Origin of the sequence: Kitasatospora sp. SUK 42, assembly GCF_015776785.2 — a bacterium.
Taxonomy (GTDB): Bacteria; Actinomycetota; Actinomycetes; order Streptomycetales; family Streptomycetaceae; genus Kitasatospora.
The window spans coordinates 1,627,934-1,653,502 of sequence record NZ_LFMD02000003.1 but is presented as its reverse complement, the minus strand read 5'-3'; the positions used below and the strand labels follow the sequence as shown (position 1 = coordinate 1,653,502).

At 71.5% G+C, this 25,569-nt stretch carries 26 protein-coding genes; 16 read left to right on the top strand and 10 right to left on the bottom strand.

What is annotated here, in order from left to right; translation table 11 throughout:
• Window positions 1-5: 5 nt before the first annotated feature.
• On the bottom strand, window positions 6-488 hold the full coding sequence (locus RZ50_RS17145; protein ID WP_374199935.1) for a hypothetical protein: 483 nt from the start codon (window positions 486-488) through the stop codon (window positions 6-8).
• 451 nt (window positions 489-939) lie between these two features.
• Here RZ50_RS17145 and hemL point away from each other — a divergent pair, with 451 nt between their 5' ends.
• The 7 genes from hemL (at window position 940) to RZ50_RS17110 (ending at window position 7,942) form a co-directional block, all read left to right on the top strand.
• Complete coding sequence (gene hemL / locus RZ50_RS17140) at window positions 940-2,268, top strand: glutamate-1-semialdehyde 2,1-aminomutase (protein ID WP_196952064.1); 1,329 nt, start codon at window positions 940-942, stop codon at window positions 2,266-2,268.
• A 57-nt stretch (window positions 2,269-2,325) separates the two neighbouring features.
• The gene (locus RZ50_RS17135) at window positions 2,326-2,973 is read left to right on the top strand and encodes a histidine phosphatase family protein (protein ID WP_196952069.1); all 648 of its coding nucleotides are present in this window, start codon (window positions 2,326-2,328) and stop codon (window positions 2,971-2,973) included.
• 173 nt (window positions 2,974-3,146) lie between these two features.
• Complete coding sequence (locus RZ50_RS17130; RefSeq protein WP_196952065.1) at window positions 3,147-3,758, top strand: TlpA disulfide reductase family protein; 612 nt, start codon at window positions 3,147-3,149, stop codon at window positions 3,756-3,758.
• Window positions 3,755-4,528, top strand: coding sequence for a cytochrome c biogenesis protein CcdA (locus RZ50_RS17125; RefSeq protein ID WP_308271681.1), 774 nt, complete (start codon window positions 3,755-3,757; stop codon window positions 4,526-4,528). Before RZ50_RS17130 ends, RZ50_RS17125 begins: the two co-directional genes overlap by 4 nt.
• 2 nt (window positions 4,529-4,530) lie before the next feature.
• Entirely contained in the window at window positions 4,531-6,279 is a 1,749-nt protein-coding gene (locus RZ50_RS17120) for a cytochrome c biogenesis protein ResB (protein WP_308271679.1), read from the top strand.
• A 3-nt stretch (window positions 6,280-6,282) separates the two neighbouring features.
• On the top strand, window positions 6,283-7,416 hold the full coding sequence (gene ccsB, locus RZ50_RS17115; protein ID WP_196952066.1) for a c-type cytochrome biogenesis protein CcsB: 1,134 nt from the start codon (window positions 6,283-6,285) through the stop codon (window positions 7,414-7,416).
• Window positions 7,417-7,555: 139 nt separating this feature from the next.
• Window positions 7,556-7,942, top strand: a complete 387-nt coding sequence (locus tag RZ50_RS17110) for a hypothetical protein (protein ID WP_196952067.1) — start codon at window positions 7,556-7,558, stop codon at window positions 7,940-7,942.
• Window positions 7,943-7,948: 6 nt separating this feature from the next.
• Here the strand turns inward: RZ50_RS17110 and RZ50_RS17105 are convergent, their stop codons facing one another.
• Window positions 7,949-8,989: a ScbA/BarX family gamma-butyrolactone biosynthesis protein gene (locus tag RZ50_RS17105; RefSeq protein WP_217680581.1), complete on the bottom strand. Its 1,041-nt coding sequence runs from the start codon at window positions 8,987-8,989 to the stop codon at window positions 7,949-7,951.
• 353 nt (window positions 8,990-9,342) lie between these two features.
• On the opposite strand from RZ50_RS17105, the gene RZ50_RS17100 reads away from it, so the two are divergent.
• Complete coding sequence (locus RZ50_RS17100) at window positions 9,343-9,987, top strand: ScbR family autoregulator-binding transcription factor (RefSeq protein ID WP_196947552.1); 645 nt, start codon at window positions 9,343-9,345, stop codon at window positions 9,985-9,987.
• Between the two features lie 54 nt (window positions 9,988-10,041).
• On the opposite strand, the gene RZ50_RS17095 is transcribed toward RZ50_RS17100, so the two are convergent.
• The 4 genes from RZ50_RS17095 to RZ50_RS17080 all read right to left on the bottom strand — a co-directional run bounded on the left by RZ50_RS17095 (window position 10,042) and on the right by RZ50_RS17080 (window position 13,660).
• The gene (locus RZ50_RS17095; protein WP_196947553.1) at window positions 10,042-10,659 is read right to left on the bottom strand and encodes a ScbR family autoregulator-binding transcription factor; all 618 of its coding nucleotides are present in this window, start codon (window positions 10,657-10,659) and stop codon (window positions 10,042-10,044) included.
• A gap of 239 nt (window positions 10,660-10,898) precedes the next feature.
• Window positions 10,899-11,108, bottom strand: coding sequence for an acyl-CoA carboxylase epsilon subunit (locus tag RZ50_RS17090; RefSeq protein ID WP_196947554.1), 210 nt, complete (start codon window positions 11,106-11,108; stop codon window positions 10,899-10,901).
• A 73-nt stretch (window positions 11,109-11,181) separates the two neighbouring features.
• Window positions 11,182-12,783 (bottom strand): acyl-CoA carboxylase subunit beta, encoded by a 1,602-nt coding sequence (locus tag RZ50_RS17085; RefSeq protein ID WP_196947555.1) that lies wholly within the window; start codon window positions 12,781-12,783, stop codon window positions 11,182-11,184.
• 451 nt (window positions 12,784-13,234) lie between these two features.
• Window positions 13,235-13,660, bottom strand: a complete 426-nt coding sequence (locus RZ50_RS17080; protein WP_196947556.1) for a PLD nuclease N-terminal domain-containing protein — start codon at window positions 13,658-13,660, stop codon at window positions 13,235-13,237.
• 92 nt (window positions 13,661-13,752) lie between these two features.
• Between RZ50_RS17080 and RZ50_RS17075 the strand changes: the two genes are divergently transcribed.
• Together RZ50_RS17075 and mqnP are read left to right on the top strand one after the other, a co-directional pair.
• The gene (locus RZ50_RS17075) at window positions 13,753-15,204 is read left to right on the top strand and encodes a menaquinone biosynthesis decarboxylase (RefSeq protein ID WP_196947557.1); all 1,452 of its coding nucleotides are present in this window, start codon (window positions 13,753-13,755) and stop codon (window positions 15,202-15,204) included.
• A complete protein-coding gene (gene mqnP / locus RZ50_RS17070) occupies window positions 15,201-16,103 on the top strand; it encodes a menaquinone biosynthesis prenyltransferase MqnP (protein ID WP_196947558.1) in 903 nt (300 codons plus the stop codon). Before RZ50_RS17075 ends, mqnP begins: the two co-directional genes overlap by 4 nt.
• Window positions 16,104-16,192: 89 nt before the next feature.
• Here mqnP and RZ50_RS17065 read toward each other — a convergent pair whose 3' ends face one another.
• The 3 genes from RZ50_RS17065 to RZ50_RS17055 all read right to left on the bottom strand — a co-directional run bounded on the left by RZ50_RS17065 (window position 16,193) and on the right by RZ50_RS17055 (window position 18,542).
• Entirely contained in the window at window positions 16,193-16,948 is a 756-nt protein-coding gene (locus RZ50_RS17065; protein ID WP_196947559.1) for an alpha/beta fold hydrolase, read from the bottom strand.
• Window positions 16,949-17,015: 67 nt separating this feature from the next.
• Window positions 17,016-17,732, bottom strand: coding sequence for an MOSC domain-containing protein (locus tag RZ50_RS17060; RefSeq protein WP_196947560.1), 717 nt, complete (start codon window positions 17,730-17,732; stop codon window positions 17,016-17,018).
• Window positions 17,733-17,801: 69 nt separating this feature from the next.
• Window positions 17,802-18,542 (bottom strand): cyclase family protein, encoded by a 741-nt coding sequence (locus RZ50_RS17055; protein ID WP_196947561.1) that lies wholly within the window; start codon window positions 18,540-18,542, stop codon window positions 17,802-17,804.
• Window positions 18,543-18,618: 76 nt separating this feature from the next.
• On the opposite strand from RZ50_RS17055, the gene RZ50_RS17050 reads away from it, so the two are divergent.
• The 6 genes from RZ50_RS17050 (at window position 18,619) to RZ50_RS17025 (ending at window position 24,460) form a co-directional block, all read left to right on the top strand.
• Complete coding sequence (locus tag RZ50_RS17050; RefSeq protein WP_196947562.1) at window positions 18,619-19,293, top strand: UbiX family flavin prenyltransferase; 675 nt, start codon at window positions 18,619-18,621, stop codon at window positions 19,291-19,293.
• A gap of 119 nt (window positions 19,294-19,412) precedes the next feature.
• Window positions 19,413-19,871, top strand: a complete 459-nt coding sequence (locus RZ50_RS17045; RefSeq protein WP_030055719.1) for an Lrp/AsnC family transcriptional regulator — start codon at window positions 19,413-19,415, stop codon at window positions 19,869-19,871.
• A gap of 5 nt (window positions 19,872-19,876) precedes the next feature.
• The gene (locus RZ50_RS17040; protein ID WP_196947563.1) at window positions 19,877-20,839 is read left to right on the top strand and encodes a threonine/serine dehydratase; all 963 of its coding nucleotides are present in this window, start codon (window positions 19,877-19,879) and stop codon (window positions 20,837-20,839) included.
• A 52-nt stretch (window positions 20,840-20,891) separates the two neighbouring features.
• Window positions 20,892-22,055: an aminofutalosine synthase MqnE gene (gene mqnE, locus RZ50_RS17035; RefSeq protein WP_196947564.1), complete on the top strand. Its 1,164-nt coding sequence runs from the start codon at window positions 20,892-20,894 to the stop codon at window positions 22,053-22,055.
• A gap of 126 nt (window positions 22,056-22,181) precedes the next feature.
• On the top strand, window positions 22,182-23,393 hold the full coding sequence (locus RZ50_RS17030; protein WP_308271672.1) for a L,D-transpeptidase family protein: 1,212 nt from the start codon (window positions 22,182-22,184) through the stop codon (window positions 23,391-23,393).
• A gap of 122 nt (window positions 23,394-23,515) precedes the next feature.
• Entirely contained in the window at window positions 23,516-24,460 is a 945-nt protein-coding gene (locus RZ50_RS17025; protein ID WP_196947565.1) for a beta-ketoacyl-ACP synthase III, read from the top strand.
• A 252-nt stretch (window positions 24,461-24,712) separates the two neighbouring features.
• Here the strand turns inward: RZ50_RS17025 and RZ50_RS17020 are convergent, their stop codons facing one another.
• Window positions 24,713-25,360: a TetR family transcriptional regulator gene (locus RZ50_RS17020; RefSeq protein WP_031063307.1), complete on the bottom strand. Its 648-nt coding sequence runs from the start codon at window positions 25,358-25,360 to the stop codon at window positions 24,713-24,715.
• Window positions 25,361-25,569: the final 209 nt, after the last annotated feature.

Genomic DNA, 25,569 nt, shown 5'->3' with positions numbered 1-25,569 from the left:
GTGTTCTACGGCCAGACCAGGCAGTACAGCTGGTGCCCGGCGTCGTGCAGCCGGTTGGCGAAGTCCTGCCACTCGTGCAGCATGCTGTAGATCACGAAGGCGTCGCGCGGCCCGCGCCGGTCCTGGACGGTGGACCAGATGAAGGCGGCCGCGCCGAGCTCGGTGATGTCGGCCTTGCGGAGCGGTTCGACCACGTTGTGCGGGAGCTGGACGACGGCGTAGTCGGGGTGCAGCACGACGAGTTCCAGCGGCGGCACCTGGTGCAGGGGGACGCCCTGGATGCCGGTGAGCACCATGGCGCTCATGGTCTCCGGCTTGATCTTGGTGGAGAGGTGGCCGGTGGGGGAGCCGCTGGTCTCCATCAGGTCGCCGAGCCGCCCCAGCGCGCCGAGTTCGCCGGCGTCCAGGCCGAGACCGCCCGGGCCGAGGGCGGTGGGGACCCTGGCGGCGGTCGCGCGGTCCGGTGCGCCGAAGTACTTGTACGTCACCCCCACGCGTCCCTCACCCCGCCTCTCGCCGCCGCGACGACCACGACCCGTACCCGCTCCCGTACCCCCGCGTGCGGCCTCGGCGGGCCGGCGGGAGCCCCCCGCGGCCTCGTCGTAGCCGTCCTGCGCCTCGGACACTCGGACCATCCTCACCGGAATTCGCCGGAATCGACAGACCCCCGCACGTCCGGCGTCCCGCCGGGCGTGCTCCTTACCCGTCATGCGCCGCCGTACCCACTCGCGGTACGCGGCAGTCCTCTCCACACCCCTGCACACAACCGGAGCGCTCGCGCACCCTGTGTACACAGTCTGACTGGTCCGTGCTCCGGAGCGGCCAGCGGCCCCGTCCGTACGGACAACCGTCAGGACAACCGTACAGACAACGGTGCCCGGATCATCGTTCCAGATGATCGGGCCGGACATGCAGAGCTGAAGGACACGATTTGAGACCATGTCTCCTGTGAGCTACCCCTACGAAGCCCCCCAGTCCCAGTCGCTGTTCGAACGCGCCTCCGTGGTCACGCCCGGCGGCGTCAACTCCCCGGTGCGCGCCTTCCGCGCGGTCGGCGGCACGCCGCGCTTCATGGTGTCCGGCACCGGCCCCTACCTCACCGACGCCGACGGCCGTGAGTACGTCGACCTGGTGTGCTCGTGGGGTCCGATGATCCTGGGCCACGCGCACCCCGCGGTGATCGACGCCGTCCAGCAGGCCGTCTCCCGCGGCACCTCCTTCGGCACCCCCGGCCAGGGCGAGGTCGAGCTGGCCGAGGAGATCGTCTCCCGGATCGCCCCGGTCGAGCAGGTCCGCCTGGTCTCCTCCGGCACCGAGGCCACCATGTCCGCGATCCGGCTGGCCCGCGGCTTCACCGGCCGGGCGAAGGTGGTGAAGTTCGCCGGCTGCTACCACGGTCACGTGGACGCGCTGCTGGCCGCCGCCGGTTCCGGTGTGGCCACTTTCGGCCTGCCGGATACCCCGGGCGTCACCGGCGCCCAGGCCGGCGACACCATCGTGCTGCCGTACAACGACCTGGCCGCCGTCGAACGGGCCTTCGCCGCCCACCCGGGCGAGATCGCCTGCGTGATCACCGAGGCCTCGCCCGGCAACATGGGCGTCGTCCCGCCGCTGCCCGGCTTCAACGGGGGCCTGGCCCGGCTCTGCCGGGAGAACGGCGCGCTGTTCATCTCCGACGAGGTGATGACCGGCTTCCGCGTCTCCAAGGCCGGCTGGTACGGCCTGGAGGCCGCGAACGAGGGCTGGGCGCCGGACCTGCTGACCTTCGGCAAGGTCATGGGCGGCGGCTTCCCGGCCGCGGCCTTCGGCGGCCGCGCCGACGTGATGGCGCACCTCGCCCCGGCCGGCCCGGTCTACCAGGCCGGCACGCTGTCCGGGAACCCGGTCGCCACCGCGGCCGGCCTGGCCCAGCTGCGCGGCTGCACCGACGAGGTGTACGCGACGGTGGACAAGGTCGCCGCCGAGGTCTCCGGCCTGGTCTCCGACGCGCTCACCAAGGAGGGCGTGGCGCACCGGCTGCAGACCGCCGGGAACATGTTCTCGGTGTTCTTCACCGAGGCCCCGGTGACCGACTACGACCAGGCCAGGGCGCAGGAGGCGTACCGTTTCACCGCCTTCTTCCACGCGATGCTGGCCGAGGGCGTCTACCTGCCGCCGTCCGCCTTCGAGTCCTGGTTCGTCTCGGCGGCCCACGACGCGCGGGCGATCGAGCGGATCGCCGCCGCCCTGCCGGCCGCCGCCCGGGCCGCCGCCGCGGCCACGGCCTAACCCAAGCCTCAGGAGTACCGAGAAGTGAGCGCCAAAGAGATCACCGTCGTCCACCTGATGCGCCACGGCGAGGTGCACAACCCGGAGGGCGTCCTGTACGGGCGGCTGCCCGACTACCACCTGTCCGAGCTGGGCCGGGAGATGGCCGACCGGGTGGCCGAGGACCTGTCGGGCCGGGACATCACCCACGTGGTGGCCTCCCCGCTGGAGCGGGCCCAGGAGACCGCGGCGCCGATCGCCAAGGCGCACGGCCTGGACGTCGCCGAGGACGCGCGGCTGATCGAGGCGGAGAACGTCTTCGAGGGCAAGACCTTCGGCGTCGGCGACGGCTCGCTGCGGAACCCGGGCTACTGGAAGTACCTCACCAACCCGTTCAAGCCGTCCTGGGGCGAGCCGTACCTCGACCAGGTGGTGCGGATGATGGGCGCGCTCGGCGCGGCCCGGGACGCCGCCCGCGGGCACGAGGCGGTCTGCGTCAGCCACCAGCTGCCGATCTGGATCGTCCGCTCCTTCGTCGAGCGCCGCCGGCTCTGGCACGACCCGCGCCGCCGGCAGTGCTCGCTGGCCTCGCTGACCAGCTTCACCTTCGAGGGCGACCGGATCGTCTCGGTCGGCTACCGCGAGCCGGCCCGCGACCTGCTGCCCGCGCACCTGGTGGGCAAGGGCGGCAAGGGCAAGCCGGTGGGCAAGAGCTTCGGCGCCTAGCCCTCGGTTAGCCCCCGTACGGGCCGCGCGCAAGGGGTAAGCCCCGCGTAAGTATGGGACCGGGCCACCTGGCGACTGCCAGGTGGCCCGGTTCCGTTGCAGGTCAGAGGCGGTGCGACGCGCAAGGGCGGACCCCGGCGAACCCGCCCGGAACTCCATGCGAAACTTTTCACATGTCTGCCATGGCGCGCCCCCGTCCCCGTGTCGCCGCAGCCGCCGCCACTGCCGCCGCCGCTGCGCTCGTCCTCACCGGCTGTTCGTCCTCGGGCTCGTCGAGCAGCGAGGGCCAGGTCGGCTTCGTCACCGTCAAGGGGACCAACCTGTCGAAGGCGGACATCGGCAAGCGCGGGGACGCGCCGGACATCTCCGGGGTGACCCTGGACGGCAACCCGGTCAAGCTCTCCGACTACCGCGGCAAGGTCGTGGTGCTGAACGTCTGGGGCTCCTGGTGCGGGCCGTGCCGGGGGGAGGCGAAGAGCCTCCAGGCCGTCTCGGAGAAGTACAAGGACCAGGGCGTCCAGTTCCTCGGCATCAACACCCGGGACCCCGACAAGAACAACGCGGTCCGCTTCGAGGAGGAGCAGGGCGTCACCTTCCCGAGCCTCTACGATCCGGCCGGCACCCAGCTGCTCAAGTTCTCCAAGGGAAGCCTCAACCCGCAGTCCATCCCGACCACCCTGATCGTCGACCGGGACGGCAAGCTGGCCGCCCGCGCCCTCGGCGGCACCACCGACGACGCGCTGGAGTCGATCCTCCAGCCGGTGGTCGCGGAGCAGAAGCAGTGAGTCTGCCCCTCCAACTCGCCGACACCACCTCGACCGTGCAGAGCGGGACGTTGCTGGTCGCGGCCCCGATCGCGCTGGCGGCGGGGCTGCTGTCGTTCTTCTCGCCCTGCGTGCTGCCGCTGGTTCCCGGCTACCTGTCGTACGTGACCGGCTTCTCCGCCGCGGACCTCGCGGACGCCCGCGGCACGCGGCGCGGCCGGATGCTGCTCGGCGTGGTGCTGTTCATCCTCGGCTTCACCGCCGTCTTCGTCTCCACCGGCGCCCTGTTCGGCTTCTTCGGTCAGGAGCTCCAGGACTACAAGCGGCCGATCAGCATCGTGCTGGGCTCGCTCACCGTCGTGATGGGCCTGGCCTTCATGGGCCTGATCCCCGGGCTGAACATGCTGGAGGTGCGCTCGCACCGCCGCCCGGCCGTCGGCCTGCTGGGCGCCCCGATGCTGGGCGTGGTCTTCGGCGTCGGCTGGACGCCCTGCATGGGGCCGACCCTGACCGCCGTGCAGAACCTGGCCCTCAACCAGGCCGACGCCCAGCGTGGCGCACTGCTGACCACCTTCTACTGCCTTGGCCTGGGCGTACCGTTCATCCTGGCCGCGGTGGCCTTCCGCCGGGCGCTGGGCGCCTTCGGCTGGGTCAAGCGGCACTACCCGCTCGTCATGAGGATCGGCGGCGGCATGCTCGTCGCGGTCGGTCTGCTGCTCGTCACCGGGATCTGGGACTCGATGATGAACGAGCTCCAGTCCTGGACCGCCGACTTCCAGATCGGAATCTGACCGTGAGCAACACCACGACCGAGACCGAGCTGCCCCCGGCGCCGGACGACAACGCGGCCGAGCGGCTCAGCACCGCTCCGGTCGAGTCGGACGGCCCGGTCGGCATAGGGATGTTCGGCTGGGCGCGCTGGATGTGGCGCCAGCTGACCTCGATGCGGGTCGCCCTGATCCTGCTGTTCCTGCTCTCGCTGGCCGCCATCCCGGGCTCGCTGATCCCGCAGAACGGCCAGAACCAGTTCAAGGTGCAGACCTGGAAGGCGCAGCACACCGCGGTCGCGCCGATCTACGAGAAGCTCCAGCTGTTCGACGTCTACAGCTCGGTCTGGTTCTCCGCGATCTACATCCTGCTGTTCATCTCGCTGGCCGGCTGCATCATCCCGCGCACCTGGCAGTTCGTCGGCGTGCTGCGCTCCCAGCCGCCGGCCGCCCCGCGCAACCTGACCCGGATGCCGGTGCACGCGGCCTGGCGCACCTCGGCGGACGCCGACGCGGTGAACGCCGCCGCGCACCGGCTGCTGCGCAAGCGCGGCTTCCGCGCCCACCTGTCCGGCGGCGCGGTGTCCGCCGAGAAGGGCTACCTGCGCGAGGTCGGCAACCTGGTGTTCCACCTGTCGCTGTTCGCGCTGCTCGGCGGCTTCGCCTGGGCCAGCCTGGCCTCCGGCACCGGCGGCAAGCTGATGGTCGAGGGCGAGGGCTACTCCAACACCATCACCCAGCTCGACGACTTCACCGGCACGCGGTTCTACACCAGCGACAACCTCGACCCCTTCTACGTGAAGCTCGACAGCTTCAAGGCGCGGTTCCAGTCCAGCGGCTCCCAGATCGGTGCCGCCCGGGAGTTCACCGCGAACGTCCAGTACGCCGAGGGCAGCGACACGTCGAAGCTGAAGCAGGGCAAGATCGAGGTCAACCACCCGCTGGAGATCGGCGGCAGCAAGGTCTACCTCGGCGGCCACGGCTTCGCGCCGATCATCACCGTCCGCAACGGCAAGGGCGACATCGTCTACCGCGGCGCCACACCGTTCCTGCCGCAGGACGCCAACGAGACCTCCACCGGTGTCGTGAAGGTCTCCGACTACGGCGTGGGGCCCGACGGCAACAAGACCCAGCTGGGCCTGTCCGGCTTCTTCCTCCCGACCGCCCCGGCGAGCTTCGAGAACACCGGTCCGATCTCGCTGTTCCCCGACGACGCCGCGCCGATGCTGGTGCTGAACGCCTACGCGGGCGACCTCGGCACCGACTCCGGTCTGCCGCAGAACATCTACCAGCTCAACATGCGGAAGATGACCCAGCTGACCCAGGACGGCAAGCCCGCCATCGTCAGGCTCAAGCCCGGCGAGGGCTGGACCCTCCCGGACAACTACGGCACCGTCACCTTCGAGGGCTACAAGCGGTGGGTGAGCCTCAACATCTCGCACCGCCCCGGCAACGAGATCGCCCTGGCCGGTGGCGTGCTGGCGATCCTCGGCCTGATCGGCTCGCTGTTCATCCAGCGCCGCCGGATCTGGGTGCGCGCGGTCGCCCTGCCGGGCGGCGGCACCCAGGTGGAGCTGGCCGGCCTGGCCCGCAGCGAGTCGGCGAAGATCGCCGAGGAGCTGGCCGAACTCGCGGTGGACCTCCAGGACGACGCCCCGGCGGCGGAGGACGAGGAGGACCCCGGAACGGACGTACCCGAGGAGGCCGGGGCCCCCACAGCCCCGGAGGCGTCCTCGGATCCCGCAGTCCCTGCTGACCAGAACTCCAAGGAGTAGACGGTGCAACTCGCCGCGACGGTCGACCCCCAGCTGGCCGACCTCTCGAACAAGCTGATCTATTCGGCGATGGTGGTCTACACGCTCGCCATGTTCGCCCACATGATCGAGTGGACCTTCGGCAGCAAGGGTGCCGTCGCCGTCCGCTCGACGGAGCAGGCCGGCAGCCTGGCCGACACCGTCGCCACGGCCGACAGGAAGGCCGTGAAGAAGCAGGTCACCGTCACCGTGGCGGCGGCCGGCGGCGGCACCACCACGCTCACCCGCACCGCGGTGGCGGGCGAGGGCGCGACGGTGGTCACCAGCGGGCGGGGCGCGGAGGAGGAGGACGGCCCGGGCGTGGCCGGCACCAACCTGCGGGCCGACCTGGCCGGCCGGATCGCGGTCTCGCTCAGCGTCCTCGGACTGCTGCTGCACGGCGGCGGCATCATCACCCGAGGCCTGTCGGTGTCCCGCTGGCCGTGGGGCAACATGTACGAGTTCTCCTGCGCCTTCGCCTTCGCGATGATCGCGGCCTACCTGGTGCTGCTGGCGGCGAAGAAGAACGTGCGCTGGCTCGGCCTGCCGGTCGTGGTCGCGGCGCTGCTGACCCTGGGCATCGCCACCACGGTGCTGTACACCGACTCCGAGCAGCTCGTCCCGGCACTGCACTCGCCGTGGCTGGCGATCCACGTCGCCACCGCGATCTTCTGCGGCGGCGCCTTCTACGCGGCGTTCATCGCCACGCTGCTGTACCTGGGCAAGGACTCCTTCGAGAAGCGGATGGAGGCCGGCCTGACCACCGGCCCGCTGGGCACCTCGGCCTCGATCTGGCGCCGGCTGCCCGCCGCGTCCACCTTCGACAAGCTGTCCTACCGGGTCAACGCCCTGGTCTTCCCGCTGTGGACCTTCACCATCATCGCGGGCGCGATCTGGGCCGAGTCCGCCTGGGGCAGGTACTGGGAGTGGGACCCGAAGGAGACGTGGTCCTTCATCACCTGGGTCGCCTACGCCTGCTACCTGCACGCCCGCGCGACGGCCGGCTGGAAGGGCCGCAAGGCCGCGTACCTGGCGCTGGCGGCCTTCGCCTGCTGGATCTTCAACTACTACGGCGTGAACATCTTCGTCACCGGCAAGCACTCGTACGCGGGGATTTGACCGGGGGCACACACCAATCGGCCCGGCTTTCCTCAGGAGGTGGCCGGGCCGAGGTGCAACAGGGGTAGTTCGTGCCGGCCGCCCGCGCCGGTACGGGGAGGAACGAGGAGGAAATCGCGCAATGGAGTGCGACGAGGTCATGCTGACCGTCCGAATCACCGCCGCCGAGCGCATGCTGCTCCGCCGGCTCGCCCAGGGGCACCGGAGCGACGTGTCCGAGGTGGTGGCCGACGCTCTGCTGGACATCATTCCCGCGCTCAGCGCACCGGGGGACGCCTACCGGCTGCTGAGCGCCATCGCCACGCCCGCGCCGTGCGCCCTGACGGTCTGGCTGCCGACCGCGCTGGCCGACCTGCTGGTGCCCGGCGCGGCCCGGATCGCCCAGCTCACCGACGTCCGGGTCGAGTCGGCCAGCGGGGCGCTGGGCGCGGCCCTGCGGCTGTGGCTGGCCCAGGACCCGGTCCGGCTGGCGGCCAACCTCAGCGTGATGCACGCCGGGCGGCCGGCCACGCTGGTGGCCGCCTGAGGGGTTTCAGCTCGCCAGCGGCAGGAGGCCGGGCGCGGCGGGGCGGCCGTCGAAGGCGTCCCTGGGCACCGGCAGCCGCGGACCGTCGACCGGCTCGGTGAGCAGCCGGCACTCGGCCGCCGTCCGCCCGTCCTGGACCAGCCGGACCAGGACGGGCGGACGGCAGCCGTCCGGTGTCCGCTCGCGGACGGCCCGGACGAAGCAGGGCCGGTCCAGCTCGATGTAGTGGTCGAAGGAGGTCACCAGCTCGACCGGCACCACCGGTTCGGGGTGGTGCAGCCGCTGGGCGGCCTGCCGGGCGGCCTCCAGGACCAGCATCCCGGGCACGTGGTCCAGCTCGGGGTCGAACAGCACCGGGTGCTCGGCGTCGGTGCGCAGCAGCCAGGTGTCCGGTCGCAGGGTCGGGCTGAGCACCACGTCCGCGGGCTGGGCGCGGCCGACGAGCCCGGGGTCGTCGGGCGCCGGCGGCCGCGGCGGGGCGGCGGTGTGCCGCCCGGGGCCGCGCAGCCGTTCGTACGAGGCGGGGGTGGCCACCCGCAGCTGGCCGGAGGCGTGGCCGATCCGCAGGCCGTCCCGGGTGACCTCGGCGTGCACCCGCAGTGAGGCCAGCCGGCCGTGCCGCATCCGGACGTCCTCGCAGCCGACGGTGAGCATCAGCGAGGCCGGGCCCGCGGTGACGGCGAGGCCGGGCAGGCCCGCCTCGCCGAGCGCGTAGCCGAGTTCCTCCATGACGAAGTGGTGGTCGCGGGGCACCCCGAAGCCGGCGTGGCCGATCAGCAGTCCGGCCTGCCGGACGGTCTCGGCCATCAGCACCGGGTCGTGGTAGCGGTCCCCGGGCAGCCGGTAGAAGCCGTGCAGCCGGGGCCACTGGGCGCCGAGCAGGAAGTCGTACGGGCCGGTGGCCTGCCAGCCGGTGAGGAAGACCTCGGACACCGAGGCGCGGTGCACCAGGTGCCGGGAGACGGTCCGGTCGTGGAAGTCGTAGCCGTGGCCGGTGCCGGGGTGGGCGTACGGGCCGTGGGCGTCCGGCTCTACGATCGATGGCATGACTGGCCCCCGCTCCAGGGTGTCGGTCGAGCGGCCGATACGGACGCCCCACAGCAAAACATACATACCACCCGGTTTGTCTTCCGTGGCCGGGGTCACCCCCCGCCGTACCGCCCGCCCGACCACGCTACCTGCCCTCTGGGCTGCGGGAATGCCGTAATCGGGGGAGACCGGACCTCCAGCGGGGGCCCGTCCCCGCTGGACGGCGGGGTCGACAGGGGCGCTAGATTAGATACCAACCATGCGGTTTCGGTTGTTACCGCCCGCAGGTGAGGCGCCACTATCCAACGGGGGGCGCGCCGAGAGCAGCCGGGCGGGGCGGGGGCCGCGTCCGGCCGAGTCCGGAGGGGTCAGTGGTCAAGCAGGAACGCGCGGGGCGGACCAGACAGGCCGTGCTGCTCGCCGCCGCCGACACCTTCGCGCGGGTCGGCTTCGAGGCCGCCAGCCTGGTGGACATCAGCCGCCGGGCCGGGGTCAGCAAGGGCGCCCTCTACTTCCACTTCGTCTCCAAGCAGGCGCTGGCCGAGGGGGTGCGGGCCGCCGCCGGGCGGGAGATCGGCTCGGCCGCGCTGCGAGCCCTGCGCGCCGAGGGGCCGGCCCTCCAGGGCCTGATCGACTTCTCCCACGAACTCGCCCGGCTGCTGCGCGAGGACGTGGTGGTCCGGGCCGGCGTCCGGCTGAGCCACCGGGGCCCGCGCCGGGGCGGGACCGGGGACGGTTCGGGCACCCCGGACGCCCCGCCCGCCGTCGGGGCCACCTGGCGCAGCTTCGCCGCGGTCGTCCGGCGACTGCTGGACCGCGCCGCCGAGGCCGGCGAGCTGGGCCCGGGAGTGGACCGGCGGGCCTGCGCCGAACTGCTCACCGCGGCGGCGGCCGGTCAGGTGATGCTGGCCGCCGAGGACGGTGGGCGACCGGCCCCGGAGGCCGTCCGGCGGCTCTGGACGGCCGCGCTGCCGGCCCTGGTGGAGCGGGAGCGGCTGGCCGGCTACCGGGTCTGAGCGGCGTCCGGGCAGGGTGCGAACGGCTCGGGGCGGGAGCCCGGGCGGACCGGCTCAGGAGTCGGCGCGCTCGGCGACGCTCAGCCGGGCCAGTGCGTGCGGCTGCACCAGCCCGGGCAGCAGCAGCGTCCACAGGTCGGCCATCCGCTTGATCAGGTCCCGCCGCTCGGCCAGCACCTGGGAGCTCAGCTGGATCCCGGTGATCGCCCCGGTGATCACCGCGGCGGCGGCGGCCAGGTCGATCCCCGGGTGGAGGTCCCCCGCGTCCCGGGCGCGCTCCAGCAGCGTGTGGACCAGGTCCGTCCAGCCCTGGTAGGCCGCGATCTGCGGCTGGGTGAAGCTGCCGTGCTCGATCGTCAGCCGGATGCTGCCGCGCAGCATCGGGTCGTCCAGGAGCGCGTGCGCGAAGGCGTACCCGAGGTCGATCAGGGTCTGCACCGGGCTGTCCGAGGACGGCGCCCAGGTGGCGATCCAGGCGCCCTGCCCCTCGATCACGGCGAGCGCCAGCTCCTCCTTGGAGCGGAAGTGGAAGTAGAGCGCTCCCTTGGTGACGCCGGCCCGGTCCAGGATCTCGGACATCGTGGCGGCGGCGTAGCCCCGCTCGTCGAACACCTCGGCCGCCGCGAGGAGCACCGCCTGGCGGGTCGCCAGCGCGCGGGCCTGCCTGGCCATCGCAGCCTCCCTGGAAAGTTCTGTACCTCGGCAGCGGCCGATCCTATGGGGGCCGACGGGGCGACGGGCGCATACCGTCCAGTAGGTATCCTACCGAGCCGTCGCACGCCCGACCTGACGGGCGCGAACGGTGCGTGCGCGCCCCCGAACGCTCCGAACGCTCCGACGGCCGGCCACCCGGGTGGGTGGCCGGCCGTCGGGAGGGGCTCAGGCTCGTGGGCCCGTCCGCCGGACAGGCCTCAGGCGGCCTGCTGCCAGCTGACCGGCGAGTAGTACGCCGGGCGGCGCTCCAGCCGGTGCCAGTTGGCGATCGGCTCGACCTGCGCGATGGCGGAGGCCTGCTGTCCGGCGGCGGCGCGGGCCAGCAGGACGGCGGTCAGGGCGGCGAGTTCCTCGTCGGAGAGGCTGCCGCGGACGATGCGGACGAGGGGTTCGGCGGAAGCGGTCATGTCCTGTGTTTCTCCCCCGGTTGCTGTGGTGTGTGGTGTCGCTCGGTACGGCCCGCGCTGGTGGACCGCCGTACTACATCGGCGGGTTGCCGTGCTTTCGGCTGGGCAGGTCGGCGTGCTTGGTGCGGAGCATCGCGAGGGCCGAGGCGATCACCTGACGGGTCTCGGCCGGGTCGATGACGTCGTCCACGAGGCCGCGCTCGGCCGCGTAGTACGGGTGCATCAGCTCGCTCTTGTATTCCTTGATCTTCTGGGCGCGCATGGCGTCCGGGTCCTCGGCGGCGTTGATCTCGCGGCGGAAGATGACGTTGGCGGCGCCCTCGGCACCCATCACCGCGATCTCGTTGGTCGGCCAGGCGTAGGACAGGTCCGCACCGATGGAGCGGGAGTCCATCACGATGTAGGCGCCGCCGTAGGCCTTGCGCAGGATCAGCGAGATGCGCGGCACGGTGGCGTTGCAGTACGCGTACAGCAGCTTGGCACCGTGCCGGATGATGCCGCCGTGCTCCTGGTCGACGCCGGGCAGGAAGCCGGGGACGTCGAGCAGGGTGACCAGCGGGATGTTGAAGGCGTCGCACATCTGGACGAAGCGCGCGGCCTTCTCACTGGCGTTGATGTCCAGCACGCCGGCCAGCGACTGCGGTTGGTTGGCGATGATGCCGGTCACGTGGCCGTCGATCCGGGCCAGCACGCAGAGCACGTTGGTCGCCCAGCGCTCGTGGACTTCGAGGTACTCGCCGTGGTCGACGATCTCCTCGATCACCTTGCGCATGTCGTACGGGCGGTTGCCGTCGGCGGGCACCAGGTCGAGCAGGCTGTCGTTGCGCCGCTCGATCGGGTCCTCGCTGAGGACGGACGGCGGCATCTCGCGGTTGTTCTGCGGCAGCAGCGACAGGAGGTAGCGGACCTCCTCGATGCAGGACTGCTCGTCGTCGTAGACGAAGTGCGAGACGCCCGAGACACCGGCGTGCACGTCGGCGCCGCCCAGGCCGTTCTGGGTGATCTTCTCGCCGGTCACGGCCTGGACCACGTCCGGGCCGGTGATGAACATCTGCGAGGTCTCGCGGACCATGAAGACGAAGTCGGTCAGCGCGGGGGAGTACGCGGCGCCACCGGCGCACGGGCCGAGCATCACCGAGATCTGCGGGATGACGCCGGAGGCCTTGGTGTTGCGCTGGAAGATGCCGCCGTAGCCGGCCAGGGCGGTGACGCCCTCCTGGATGCGGGCGCCGGCGCCGTCGTTCAGCGAGACCAGCGGCGCACCGGCCGCGATGGCCATGTCCATGATCTTGTGGATCTTCTGCGCGTGGGCCTCGCCCAGCGCGCCGCCGAAGATCCGGAAGTCGTGTGCGTAGGTGAACACGGTGCGTCCGTGCACGGTGCCCCAGCCGACGATCACGCCGTCGGTGTGCGGCTTCTTGGCCTCCAGGCCGAAGCCCTGGGCGCGGTGCCGGCGCAGCGGCTCGACCTCGTGGAAGGAGCCCTCGTCCAGCAGGAGCTCGATGCGCTCCCGGGCGGTGAGCTTGCCCTTCGCGTGTTGGGCCTCGGTCGCCTTGTCGCTGGGGCCGCGGCGCACCTTCTCGCGCAGCTCATGCAGCTCGGCTACCCGTCCCCGGGCGTCGGCCGGGACCTCGGGGACCTCGTCGCCTACCGGCGCCTCATGCACAACCGTCATCTCGAACCACTCCAAGGGTGAGGGAACTGTCCGACAGCCAACGTCTGCTGTGCCCCCAGCTGCGAATCAATTTCTTCACTTATGACTGTACGAGGGGCCGTGCGCTGGTTTCGGCGTCGATTCCGTACAAGGTCGGGTTCGTTTAGCTGTCAGGCCTGTACAGAACCGGCCCGGCCGAAGGTTGAGCGCTCGGTGTCTGTTCGAATACTGGGGGTTGTCGGCCAGATGATGGTCTGATGATCTGAGCATGAAGAAACATGCAGGTCAGAGCCGTCGTGGACCAGCGCGGGGCGGGCTTCCTGTGGTCCGTTCCAGGGTCGGCCAAGCCGGCCTCCGGGGCGGGCCGTGATCGTGCCGACAGGTCCGCAATCGTAGAGAAGCGCCAAAAACGCGACAGCCCACCCGTGAGCGCCCGGGTGGGCTGTCCGAGGTAGCGGCGCGGCCGCTCCGATCAGCTCTTTCGGTCGTCCTCGGGCTCGTCACGCCCGCGCAGCTCCTCTTCCCGGCGGCGCAGATCGGCCTCCCACTGCCTGAGCATGGACTCGTGGTCCTTGTCGTCCTTCTTCAAGGACTCCTTGTTCAGGGAGGCGAGGAACTCCGGGTCGTCGTCCGGCGCGGTCGGGCGTCCGCCGCGCGGAGCCCCGGCCGGGTGCCCGGTGCGACCGTCGGCCGCGCCGGCGCCCGCCCGCAGGAAGCCGCGCTGCTTGCCGGCCACCAGCCAGGCGATCGGGCCCAGGGGCGGGAAGAGCAGCACGATGATCAGCCAGATCGGCTTCGGCAGGTACCGGACCTCGTTCTCGGGCGTGATCAGGCAGTCGATGAACGCCCAGACCCACAGCGCGAGCGGAAGGACGATGGTCAGAAGAATCCTCAGCACGGCTGCGATCTCCCCGGCGTCGGCGGTAGCGGCGGGCGCCTTCCCGGGGCCCTTGACCCGGCCAGGCTATCGGGTGGCGGATACTGACAGGCATGGCATACGACGATCTCCGCTCGTTTCTCCGGGCCCTCGACCGCGAGGGCGACCTCAAGCGCATCAAGGCGGAGGTGGACCCGCACCTGGAGGTCGGCGAGATCGTCGATCGCGTGCAGAAGGCCAAGGGCCCGGCGCTGCTGTTCGAGAACGTCAAGGGCTCGTCGATGCCGCTCGCGATGAACGTCTTCGGCACCGAGCGGCGCCTGGCCAAGGCGCTCGGACTCAAGGGCCCGGACGACATCTCGGAGAAGATCGCCGGACTGCTCAAGCCGGAACTGCCGCACGGCTTCACCGGCTTCCGGGACGCCTTCGGCAAGCTCGCCTCGATCGCGCACGTGCCGCCCCGGAACGTGAAGGACGCGCCCGTCCAGGAGGTCGTGCTCACCGGGGACGACGTCAACCTGGACGAACTGCCCGCGCTCTTCACCTGGCCGCTGGACGGCGGCTCCTTCTTCAACCTGGGCCTGACCCACACCAAGGACCCGGACACCGGCGTCCGCAACCTGGGCCTCTACCGGCTCCAGCGGCACGACCGCCGCACCATCGGGATGCACTGGCAGATCCACAAGGACAGCCGCAACCACTACGCCGTGGCGGCCAGGCGCGGGGAGCGGCTGCCGGTCGCGATCGCCTTCGGCTGCCCGCCGGCCGTCACCTACGCGGCCACCGCGCCGCTGCCCGGGGACATCGACGAGTACCTCTTCGCCGGCTTCGTCGCGGGGGAGCGGGTGCGGATGGTCGACTGCAAGACCGTCCCGCTGCAGGTCCCGGCCGACGCCGAGGTGGTGCTGGAGGGCTGGCTGGAGCCCGGCGAGATGCTGCCGGAGGGCCCGTTCGGCGACCACACCGGCTTCTACACCCCGCAGGAGCCGTTCCCGGCGCTGAAGATCGACTGCGTGACGATGCGCCGCCGTCCGATCCTCCAGTCCATCGTGGTCGGCCGCCCGCCGACGGAGGACGGCCCGCTGGGCAAGTTCACCGAGCGGTTCTTCCTGCCGCTGCTGAAGATCATCATCCCGGACATCGTCGACTACGACCTGCCCGAGGCGGGCGGCTTCCACAACTGCGTGATCGTCTCGATCGACAAGAAGTACCCGAAGCACGCCCAGAAGACGATGCACGCGATCTGGGGCGCGCACATGATGTCGCTGACCAAGCTGATCATCGTGGTGGACTCCGACTGCGACGTGCACGACTACCAGGAGGTCGCCTGGCGGGCCTTCGGCAACGTCGACTACAGCCGCGACCTCACGGTCGTCGAGGGCCCGGTCGACCACCTCGACCACGCCTCCTACCAGCAGTTCTGGGGCGGCAAGGCGGGCATCGACGCGACCCGCAAGCTGCCGGAGGAGGGCTACACCCGGGACGGCGGCTGGCCGGAGATGGTCTCCTCGGACCCGGCGACGGCCGCGCTGGTCTCGCGTCGCTGGAAGGAATACGGACTGTGAGCAGCAGCAGTGCTGTCGTCGAAACCCCGGGGCGCACCAAGGCCTTCCTGCGCCTGGTGATGATCGAGCACTCGGTCTTCGCCCTGCCCTTCGCCTACACCGCCGCGCTGACGGCCATGTTCCTCGCCGACAGGCGGGTGCACTGGGGCGAGCTGTTCGTCGTCACGGTGTGCATGGTCGGCCTGCGGACCTTCGCCATGGCGGCGAACCGGATCATCGACCGCGAGATCGACGCCCGCAACCCGCGCACGGCCACCCGCGAACTGGTCACCGGGGCCGTGTCGCTGCGGACGGCGTACGTCGGTTCGGCGATCGCGCTGGTGGTCTTCCTCGGCGCGGCGGCGATGCTCAACCCGCTGTGCCTGGCGCTCGCGCCGGTGGCCGTGGTGCCGATGGTGGTCTACCCGTACGGCAAGCGGTTCACGAACTTCCCGCAGGCGATCCTGGGCATCGCGCAGGCGATGGGCCCGGTGGGCGCCTGGCTCGCGGTGACGGGCAGCTGGTCCTGGGAGGCCGTCGTCCTCGGGGTGGCGGTCGGCGTCTGGATCGGCGGCTTCGACCTCATCTACGCCTGCCAGGACGTCGAGTCGGACCGGGAGAACGGCGTGCGCTCGGTGCCGGCCCGGTTCGGCGTGCCGGCGGCCATCCGGGGCGCCCGGGCCTGCCACCTGCTGACCACCCTCCTGCTGGGCTGGTTCGCGGTGCTCACCGACGCCGGGGTGGCGTTCTGGATCGGTCTCGCGGTCGTCGCGGGCGCGTTCGTGTACGAGCACACCATCGTGAAGCCGAACGACCTGTCGAAGCTCAACCGGGCGTTCTTCCAGACGAACAGCTTCGTGGGCATCTCGCTGTTCTTCTTCGCACTGCTGGACCTGGTCGTCCGCGGGCTCGGCATCTGATCCCACCCGACCGTCCGACCGTCCGGCCCTCCTCGCCCGAGGAGGGCCGGACGCGCTCGCGGGCCCGCTCCCGGCAGGGGGGGCGGGCCTCAGTTGTGCAGGAAGCCCTCCAGCGAGGCCGCCAGGGCCACCGGGGCCTCGTACATGGGGTAGTGCCCGCTGCCGTCGAGCTCCTCCAGGACGGCGTTGGGGTAGTGGGCGAGCCAGGTGCCGCGCATCAGCTCGGCGGTCAGGGCGAGGTCGTGTCCGCCCACGATGACCTTGACCGGGACGGGGTTGCCGCTGATCCGCGCCTCCAGGTCGGCCGTCGTCCAGTCCCGGACGTACCCGTCGAAGGCCTCGGGGGTGGAGTCCCGCAGGGACTGGTCGACCATGCGGTCGAGCCAGACCCGCCCGGCGCGCAGGCCGGTGACCAGGTCGAGGATCGCGAACCGCTTCTCCCGGTCCCCGGCGGCGCCGTGGAACAGCGCCGCGCCGGCCTCGTCCAGGGGGTACGGCCCGGCTGGCACCGGCGCCAGGCCGACCAGCTTGCGCACCCGCAGCGGAGCCTCGGCGAGCACCTGCTGGACCGCCTTGCCGCCCATCGAGTGGCCGACCAGGGAGAAGCGGTCCCAGCCGAGCTGGTCGGCGAGGGCGAGCGCGTCCGAGGCGATCTCGGCGAGCGTGTACGTGCCGGAGACGCCCTTGCGCTCCCCGTAGCCGCGGAAGTCCAGGAAGGCGTAGCTGAAGGCCCCGCCGTCGAGGTAGTCGAGGAAGGGGCCCCAGCCCGCGCTGGTGCCGAACCAGTCGTGCAGGACCAGGACGTGGTGGTCGCCGGTGCCGATCAGGCGGTGAGGGATCGTCATGCCCCCGCTCCTTCCCCGGAAGGGGCCCGTCCGAACGGCCGGTCAGCGCGGCTGGCCTGATGGAACGTCAGTCCAGGACCAGGCGGTCGCCGAGGCGCAGCCGGCCCGGGGCGGCGACCTCGGCGAGGGCGTCGAGGCGGCCCTCGTGGGCGTGCACGATGGCCTTGAGGATCTCGGGGGCGTGCGGCAGGCCGGGCTGCGGGGCGGAGGTCATCGCGCAGCGCTCGCTGGAGTCGACGAAGGCGAGCCGGGCGCTGTCCGGGGCCTCGCCGCGGGCCTGGCGGCCGAGCCAGGCGTCCTCGACGAAGGGCGGGGTGCCGGGCGGGGTGCGCAGCACGATGTTGGGGCGGAAGCGGCGTTCGTCCACCGCGGCGAAGGGGACGGCCTCACGGACCCAGTCCAGGGTGGCGGTGGTGAGCACGCTGACCGGCAGCCGGTCGAAGTGCGAGACGGCGTCCTCGCGGGCGAGCTCGACGTCCTCGCGCTGGAGGTAGGCGCGCAGGAAGGCGGTCGGGTGGTCGACCGGGCGGCCGAGCGGGTCGAACAGCTCGGGGCCGTCGATCCGGCGGCCGAGGCGGGCGGAGAGCCTGAGCAGGCCGTCCATCCGGCGGAAGCGGCGGGTGTTCTTGCCCGAGCCGAGTTTGCCGGAGGCGTCGCGGACGGCGTAGAGGCGGTCGCCGGCCAGGCCGCGTTCGTCCACCTCGACGGAGTTGAGCCGTTCGCCGCCGGTGGACTTCACGGGGTAGCGCCAGAGTCGCTCGACCACTCCGATGATCTCAGCCATGGCCGAACAGCGTAGTGGCGCTACCGAGGATGGTCTAGACCAAGTGTCGTGCGCCGCTCGGCGACGGGTTCAGCCCAGCCGGGCCACCGCCCGTACCGGGGCGCCGTCCGCCGCCACCAGCCGCAGCGGGAACAGCGAGACCTCGACCGGGCGGCCGGCCTCCTGAGCCTCCAGCAGGGGCCGCAGATCGGTCAGGTTCTCGGCGATCACCCCGCCGCCGGAGGCCCCCAGCAGCACCCGGTGCGCGGCCAGGGTCGGCTCCTCGGCGGGCTGGTCGTGCTCGTCGGTGAGGTCGGCGAGCAGCGCGGCCACCGCCGGGTCGCCCGGGCCGGGGTCGGGGGTGGGGTCGACGCTCAGCGCGTCCACGCCGATCGTCCGCACCCCGGCGGCGACGATCGCCTCGGCGGCGGCCGGGGTCAGCGCCGGGTGGGCGAGGTAGGCCTCCGTGCCCCAGTGCCGGACCCAGCCGGTGGTCAGCAGCAGGACGGAACCCTCGCCGCAGCGCTCCAGCGCGGGCGCCAGCAGCTCGGGGGTGACGGCCGCCCGGGGCTCCAGCCCGCGCAGGTCGGCCACCACGGCCGGGCCGGTGAACCGCTCCAGCGGCAGCCCGTCCAGGGTGGGCCAGGTGACGTCCACGTGGTACGGCGCGTCCACGTGCGTCCCGGACTGCGAGCCGAGGTGCAGGGCCAGCACGTTCACCCCCGCGGTGGCGGTGGTGAGCGCGGGCTCCAGCAGGACGGCCGGATCGCCGGGGTAGACCGGCATCGCGGTGGTCACCTGATGGGTGAGGTCGACGAGGGTCGCTGCCATGCCCCCATCCTCCCAGGGACGGCCGGGCCGGTGGGCGCGTGTGAACGAACGGGACGAAGCCGGATAGAAATGCCCCATGGGAACTGCGAAGCGTCAGCCGTGGGTGGTCGGGGTCTCGGGAGCGTCGGGGACGCCGTACGCGGCCTCGGTGATCCGGGCGCTGCTCGCCGCCGGTGAGGCGGTGGACCTGATCGTCAGCCGGGCCGCCCGGCTCACCATCCTGGACGAGACCGGCATCTCCTTCCGGGACGCCCACTGGCGCACCGACCTGGCCGCCTGGCTCGGCACCGACGAGGGCCTGGACGACGTCCGCTACTGGCCCGCCGGGGACTTCGCGGCCGGCCCGTCCAGCGGCTCGTACCCCGCCAAGGGCATGCTGGTCGTCCCCGCGACCACCGGCGCGGTGGCCGGGATCGCGCTCGGCCTGAGCAAGGACCTGCTGCAGCGGGTGGCCAGCGTCACCCTCAAGGAGCGCCGCCCGTTGGTCGTGTGCGTGCGCGAGACACCACTCAACGGGGTGACGTTGAAGCACTTGGTGGAGCTCGACGCGCAGGGCGCGATCGTGCTGCCCGCCTCACCCGGTTTCTACGCCGGCGGCTCCACCGTGCGCGAACTCGTGGATTTCGTGGCCGGAAGGGTGCTGGACGCGGTCGGTGTGCCGCATTCCCTGTACCTGCGCTGGGAAGGGGAGTTGGGGGCGGCCGCCCGCAAGGGAGGGAGCGACGGCGCCGTACCGGCTGAGGGGGAGTAAGGAGACCTCGGGCAGGAGAGTATCTTCTCTGCGATATCCGGGTCGGTCAGCGCATGGCGCCTTTGAATCCGGATAATGATCTGTGGGTCTGGTGAGGTTCGGAAGGACGCGGACGGTATATGGACACGGTGGACAGACAGCTCATCCAGGCGCTCCGGGAGAACGGCCGCGCGTCCTACGCCGAGCTGGGCCGGCTGGTCGGACTCTCCGGCCCGAGCGTCACGGACCGGATCAACCGCCTGGAGCAGGCGGGGGTGATCACCGGCTACCGGGCGACGGTCAACCCGGCCTCGCTCGGTTTCGGCGTCACGGCCCTGATCGGCCTCCAACTCACCGACGCGGCCGACCACGAGGACGTCGCGTTCCGGCTGAAGGACCTCAACGAGGTCGAGGACTGCTGGTTCATCGCGGGCGACGACTCCTACATGCTCAAGGTCAGGGTGGCCGATGTGGCCGGCCTGGAGTCGGTGGTCAAACGGATCTCGGGCACGAAGGGCGTGGCCCGGACCCGCACCACCGTCGTACTCTCCACGAAGTGGGAGAACCGGGTGAGCGAACTTCCCCCCGTAGGAGAGTGATCGGAATGGCACTGGTCGGTCTGGAGGAGCTGCGCGCCGCTCGGCAGCGGATCGCCGGGGTCGCCGTGCGCACCCCGCTGGTCCCCGCCCCGTGGGCGGCCGAGGGTGAGCGGCGGCTCTGGCTGAAGCCCGAGAACCTCCAGCCGACCGGGGCCTTCAAGACGCGCGGCGCGTACAACCGGCTGGCCGCGCTCACCGAGGACGAGCGTTCCCGCGGCGTGGTCGCCCAGTCCAGCGGCAACCACGCGCAGGCGGTGGCGTACGCGGCGCAGCTGCTCGGCATCAAGGCCGTGATCGTGATGCCGGACACCTCGCCCGCGGTGAAGGTCGAGGCCACCCGCTCCTACGGCGCCGAGGTGATGCTGGTCGCACCGGGGGAGCGGGACACCCTGCCCGGCGAGCTGGCCGAGCAGCACGGCTACGTCTGGGTGCCGCCGTACGACGATCCGTACATCATCGCGGGCCAGGGCACGGTCGGCCTGGAGATCGCCGAGGACGCCCCCGCCGAGCTGGACACCGTCCTGGTGCCGGTCAGCGGCGGCGGCCTGATCGGCGGGACGGCGGCCGCGCTCAAGCTCACCCGCCCGGGCGTCCGGGTGATCGGCGTGGAGCCCGAGCTCGCCGCCGACGCGCAGGCCAGCCTGCGCTCCGGCCGCCGGGTGGAGTGGCCGGTGGCGGACACCTACCGCACCATCGCGGACGGGCTGCGCACCCCCTCGCTCGGCGTGCTGCCGTACGAGCACGTCACCACGTACGTGGACGACATCGTCACCGTCACCGAGGACGAGATCCGCGCCACCGTCGCGCTGCTCGCCCGCCGCGGCCGGCTGGTCGCCGAGCCCTCGGGCGCGGTCGCCCCCGCCGCCTACTTCCACCGCGCCGCCGAGACCGGGGGCCAGACGGTGGCGGCCGTGGTCAGCGGTGGCAACATCGAACCCGCACTGCTCGCGGAGCTGCTGTCGGCATAGGCGTACGCTCGTTCCGGCAACGAATCGAATGTCGGAGGAGGCGGGTCACCGCATGGACGCAGGGCTCAAGCGCGAGCTGGAGGCGAAGGTCTACGCGGGTGAGCGGCTGACCCGCGAGGACGGGATCGCGCTCTACGAGAGCGACGACCTGGCCTGGCTGGGCGGGCTGGCCCACCACGTGCGGACGCGGAAGAACGGTGACGTCGTCCACTTCAACGTCAACCGTCACCTCAACATGACCAACGTGTGCAGCGCGTCCTGCGCCTACTGCTCGTTCCAGCGCAAGCCGGGCGAGAAGGACGCCTACACGATGCGCATCGAGGAGGCCGTCCGCCTCGCCAAGGCGATGGAGAGCGAGTCCCTCACCGAGCTGCACATCGTCAACGGCCTGCACCCGACGCTGCCCTGGCGCTACTACCCGCGCTCGCTGCGGGAGCTCAAGGCGGCCCTGCCGAACGTCTCGCTGAAGGCCTTCACCGCCACCGAGATCCACTGGTTCGAGAAGATCAGCGGCCTGTCCGCCGACGAGATCCTGGACGAGCTGATCGACGCAGGCCTGGAGTCGCTGACCGGCGGCGGCGCGGAGATCTTCGACTGGGAGGTCCGCCAGCACATCGTCGACCACGACACCCACTGGGAGGACTGGTCGCGGATCCACCGCCTCGCCCACAGCAAGGGCCTCAAGACGCCCTGCACCATGCTGTACGGCCACATCGAGGAGCCCCGCCACCGGGTGGACCACGTGCTGCGGCTGCGTGAGCTGCAGGACGAGACCGGCGGCTTCCAGGTCTTCATCCCGCTGCGCTACCAGCACGACTTCCACGACTCCAAGGACGGCGTCGTGCGCAACAAGCTGATGGCCCGCACGGAGATGGCCACCGGCGCCGAGGCGCTGAAGACCTTCGCGGTCTCCCGGCTGCTCTTCGACAACGTCCCGCACGTCAAGGTCTTCTGGGTGATGCACGGCGTCACCACCGCCCAGCTGGCGCTCAGCCACGGCGCGGACGACATGGACGGCTCGGTGGTCGAGTACAAGATCACCCACGACGCGGACAACTTCGGCACCCCGAACAAGCTCGGCCGCGACGACCTGCTCGGCCTGATCCGGGACGCCGGCTTCCGGCCGGTCGAGCGCAACACCCGCTACGAGGTCATCCGCGAGTACGAGGGCCCGGACCTGACGCGCCGCGAGACCCCGCAGGCGATGCGCCTCTGACTCCGTCGGCTCCCCGTCGACTCCCGCCGCCCGGGCCGCTCCGCGGTCCGGGCGGCGGTGTCTTCACGGCCTCCGCACACCGACCCGGGTTTACCAACGGGTACGGCGTTTGGCAGGATCGACGGCATGTCCGGTTCTCATCGCGCCACCGACTACCCGCCGTACGAGCCGATGCCCGAGCCGGGCTCCCTGACGCCGCAGCAGTACTGCTACGGCGAGCAGCAGCAGTCGTACGAGTCCTACGCGCAGACCCCTGACGGGTACTTCGAGGTGTACGACCAGCCGTTCCAATCCTACGGGTCCTACGTGCCCGAGCCCGTGGACGAGCCCGTCCACCAGGCCGAGCCCGCTTATCAGGCCGAGCCCGTCCACCAGGCCGAGCCCGCTTATCAGGCCGAGCCCGTCCACGAGGCGGAGCCCGCGCCCCTCGCCCCCGTCGTGCCCGCCGCGGCGCCGGTGGTGGGCGCCCGGACCGCCGCCCGGGTCAACCGGCGCAAGGCGAAGAAGAAACGTCACGGCAAGGCCGTGATGGCCGGCACGGCGCTGCTGGTCGCGGCCACCGCCGGCTGGTACGCCGTCGGCCAGGACGGCGCCAAGCCCGGCCTCGCCGCCGCCGACGGCCCCGGCCCGGAGGGCGTCAGCAAGCCCGACCAGCCCGCACCCGCCCAGGGCGCCGTCCAGGCCGCCGCCGACCGGCAGTCCGCGGCCCCGGCCGCCGAGCGCAGCCAGACCCGCGCGGACGGCTCGCTCGCCGCGATACCCGGCCTCGGCGCGGCCTTCACCGCGAAGATCCCCGCCGAGACCACCCAGGTCGTCGTCGCCACCGGCCAGGGCAAGGACACCGACCGGAACGCCGTCGTCCTCTGGACCCGCACCCCCGAGGGCCGCTGGCTGGCCGGGGAGACCTGGCAGGGCCACAACGGCAAGAACGGCTGGACGACCGACCACAACGAGGGCGACCTGCGCAGCCCGATCGGCGTCTTCTCCCTCACCGACGCCGGCGGCCGCAACAGCGACCCGGGCAGCAGGCTCCCGTACGACAAGGACGCGAGCTTCGTGGTCTCCGGCACGGGCTTCTTCGGCGACCAGCTGGCGGGCTCCTTCGACTACGTGGTCGCGATCAACTACAACCGCGTCTCCGGCAGCTCCCCGCTCGACCCGCGCCGCCCGATGGGCTCGAAGAAGGGCGGCGGCATCTGGCTCCACGTCGACCACGACGGCCCCACCCACGGCTGCGTGTCGATCCCCGAGGACAAGATGGCCCAGCTGATCCGTACCCTGGACCCGGCCGCCCATCCGGTGATCGTGATGGGCGACGCGACCTCGCTGGCGGCCTGACCTCGCAGGACGTGCGGCCCAGGCGCCCCAAGCGCCCTTGTCGATCTCCTACAGATCACCGCTGCGGATCCTGTAGCCGGTCGTGCCCTGCTGACCAGGGGGTAACCCGGTTCCATGGCAGTATGAGCGGTTCGCGCATTGTGGCACTCGGCCACTACCAGCCCCCCAAGGTCCTCACCAACGACGACCTGGCGGCGATCGTCGACACCGATGACGAGTGGATCCGCAGTCGGGTGGGCATCCGCACCCGGCACATCGCGGAGGGCGAGACCCTGGTCGACCTCGCCACCGAGGCCGCCCAGAAGGCGCTCGCCAGGAGCGGCCGGACGGCGGCGGAGATCGACCTGGTCGTGGTCGCCACCTGCACCGCGATCGAGCGCAGCCCCAACACCGCCGCGGCCGTCGCGGCCCGGCTCGGGGTGCGCTCGCCCGCCGCGTACGACATCAACACCGTCTGCTCCGGCTTCTCGTACGCCCTGGCCACCGCCGACCACGCGATCCGGGCCGGGGCGGCGCGGCGCGCGCTGGTGATCGGCGCCGAGCGGATGTCCGACACGCTCGACTGGACCGACCGCTCCACCTGTGTGATCTTCGGCGACGGCGCGGGTGCCGCGGTGGTCGAGGCCCAGGAGGAGGGCGCCGAGCCCGGGATCGGGCCGGTGGTCTGGGGCTCCGAGCCGGAGAAGGGCGACGCCGTGGTGATCACCGGCTGGGACCCGGTGATCAGCCAGCAGGGCCAGTCCGTCTTCCGCTGGGCCACCACCCAGCTCGCCCCGCTCGCCCGGGAGGCCTGCGAGCGGGCCGGGATCGACCCCGCCGAGCTCAAGGGCTTCGTCCCGCACCAGGCCAACCTGCGGATCATCGACGCGATCGCGCGCAAGCTCGGCCTCGCCGACGCGGTGGTGGCCCGGGACGTGGTCGACTCCGGCAACACCTCGGCCGCCTCGATCCCGCTGGCCTTCTCCAAGCTGGTCGAGCGCGGGGAGCTCTCCCCGGGCGACCCGGTCCTGCTCTTCGGCTTCGGCGGCGGCCTGGCCTACGCCGGGCAGGTCGTGCGCTGCCCGTAGGGCCTGCGGACGGCTCCGGGAAAAGGTTTCACCGCGAAAGGTTTCACCGCGAAAGGTCTCACCGCGAAGGGTTCACCGAAGACGACATGCCGGTGGGCGGGCACCCCCTGTGAGGGGTGACCGCCCACCGGCATGTCTGGCGCGCGTGCGGTACGCCGGCGGACCTCCCCCGAGGACACGGCCGTCGTCCGCCGTCCCCGGACAGGAGGCCGGGGTTGCGCGCGGAGCGGATGGTGGATGGAACGGATGGTCCTACTTGGGCGCCTTCTTGCCGGTGACGCCCAGGTACACCAGGGGAGCGAGATTGGGCTTGAGGTCCTTGACCTTGACGCCCCAGGAGGTGAAGGCCTTCTGGTGCTCGGCCGCCGATGCGAGCAGCGAGACCAGGGCCCCGGCGACGGCGTTCGGGTCGAGCGACTTGTCGGCCTGGCCCTTCGCCTGGAGTTCCTTGACGGCTTCGGCGAGTGGCTTGGCGACCGCGTTGAGGACCGTCATGCGGATCTTGAAGAACCGCTTGTCCCCTTCGGCGGCACCGAGCGTGACCACTCGGAGAATGGCGTCGTTCTTGCGCCAGAAGGCGAGGAATCCGTCGACCAGTTCTTCCGAAGTGGTCGGTCCGGACTTCCCTGCCCAGGACTTTCCGGCCACCAGCTCTTTGAGGGTGTCGGCGTCCTTGGCCATTTCCTCGGCGATTTCGAGGACTGCGCCCTCGACATCCGGGAAGTACTGGTAGAAGGTCGCGGGGGAGGTACCCGCCATACGGGCGACGTCGATGACCTTGACGTCCCGATAGGGCGACGTGCTGAGCATCTCGCGGAGGCAATCGAGCAGCTTCTGCCGCGTCTCCTGTCCGCGTCGCCCGGCGACGCGACCGTCGACGGTGCGAACTTGTCCTGTCATGCCGTCAGCTTACCGTGGCACGATCTTGGCGCGATTCGGTGATGCGACTATTACTCCGCACGGGGGGTTGCTATAGCGGCATGAACCGCTTCGGACGGATATTCACCGGGCCTCGAAGCCCCCGTTTGAAGCCCCCCCGTGTGCTTTTGACCCCATAGCGTGACGGCGGGTCCGCTGAGGGGTGATCGGATCACGGAGAGTGACGTTCT

Coding starts and splice junctions, on each gene's coding strand:
- hemL (WP_196952064.1), top strand. CDS start 940: ATGTCTCCTGTGAGCTACCCCTACGAAGCCCCCCAGTCCCAGTCGCTG.
- RZ50_RS17135 (WP_196952069.1), top strand. CDS start 2,326: ATGCGCCACGGCGAGGTGCACAACCCGGAGGGCGTCCTGTACGGGCGG.
- RZ50_RS17130 (WP_196952065.1), top strand. CDS start 3,147: ATGTCTGCCATGGCGCGCCCCCGTCCCCGTGTCGCCGCAGCCGCCGCC.
- RZ50_RS17110 (WP_196952067.1), top strand. CDS start 7,556: ATGCTGACCGTCCGAATCACCGCCGCCGAGCGCATGCTGCTCCGCCGG.
- RZ50_RS17105 (WP_217680581.1), bottom strand. CDS start 8,989: ATGCCATCGATCGTAGAGCCGGACGCCCACGGCCCGTACGCCCACCCC.
- RZ50_RS17095 (WP_196947553.1), bottom strand. CDS start 10,659: ATGGCCAGGCAGGCCCGCGCGCTGGCGACCCGCCAGGCGGTGCTCCTC.
- RZ50_RS17090 (WP_196947554.1), bottom strand. CDS start 11,108: ATGACCGCTTCCGCCGAACCCCTCGTCCGCATCGTCCGCGGCAGCCTC.
- RZ50_RS17085 (WP_196947555.1), bottom strand. CDS start 12,783: ATGACGGTTGTGCATGAGGCGCCGGTAGGCGACGAGGTCCCCGAGGTC.
- RZ50_RS17075 (WP_196947557.1), top strand. CDS start 13,753: ATGGCATACGACGATCTCCGCTCGTTTCTCCGGGCCCTCGACCGCGAG.
- RZ50_RS17065 (WP_196947559.1), bottom strand. CDS start 16,948: ATGACGATCCCTCACCGCCTGATCGGCACCGGCGACCACCACGTCCTG.
- RZ50_RS17060 (WP_196947560.1), bottom strand. CDS start 17,732: ATGGCTGAGATCATCGGAGTGGTCGAGCGACTCTGGCGCTACCCCGTG.
- RZ50_RS17055 (WP_196947561.1), bottom strand. CDS start 18,542: ATGGCAGCGACCCTCGTCGACCTCACCCATCAGGTGACCACCGCGATG.
- RZ50_RS17050 (WP_196947562.1), top strand. CDS start 18,619: ATGGGAACTGCGAAGCGTCAGCCGTGGGTGGTCGGGGTCTCGGGAGCG.
- RZ50_RS17045 (WP_030055719.1), top strand. CDS start 19,413: ATGGACACGGTGGACAGACAGCTCATCCAGGCGCTCCGGGAGAACGGC.
- RZ50_RS17040 (WP_196947563.1), top strand. CDS start 19,877: ATGGCACTGGTCGGTCTGGAGGAGCTGCGCGCCGCTCGGCAGCGGATC.
- mqnE (WP_196947564.1), top strand. CDS start 20,892: ATGGACGCAGGGCTCAAGCGCGAGCTGGAGGCGAAGGTCTACGCGGGT.
- RZ50_RS17030 (WP_308271672.1), top strand. CDS start 22,182: ATGTCCGGTTCTCATCGCGCCACCGACTACCCGCCGTACGAGCCGATG.
- RZ50_RS17025 (WP_196947565.1), top strand. CDS start 23,516: ATGAGCGGTTCGCGCATTGTGGCACTCGGCCACTACCAGCCCCCCAAG.
- RZ50_RS17020 (WP_031063307.1), bottom strand. CDS start 25,360: ATGACAGGACAAGTTCGCACCGTCGACGGTCGCGTCGCCGGGCGACGC.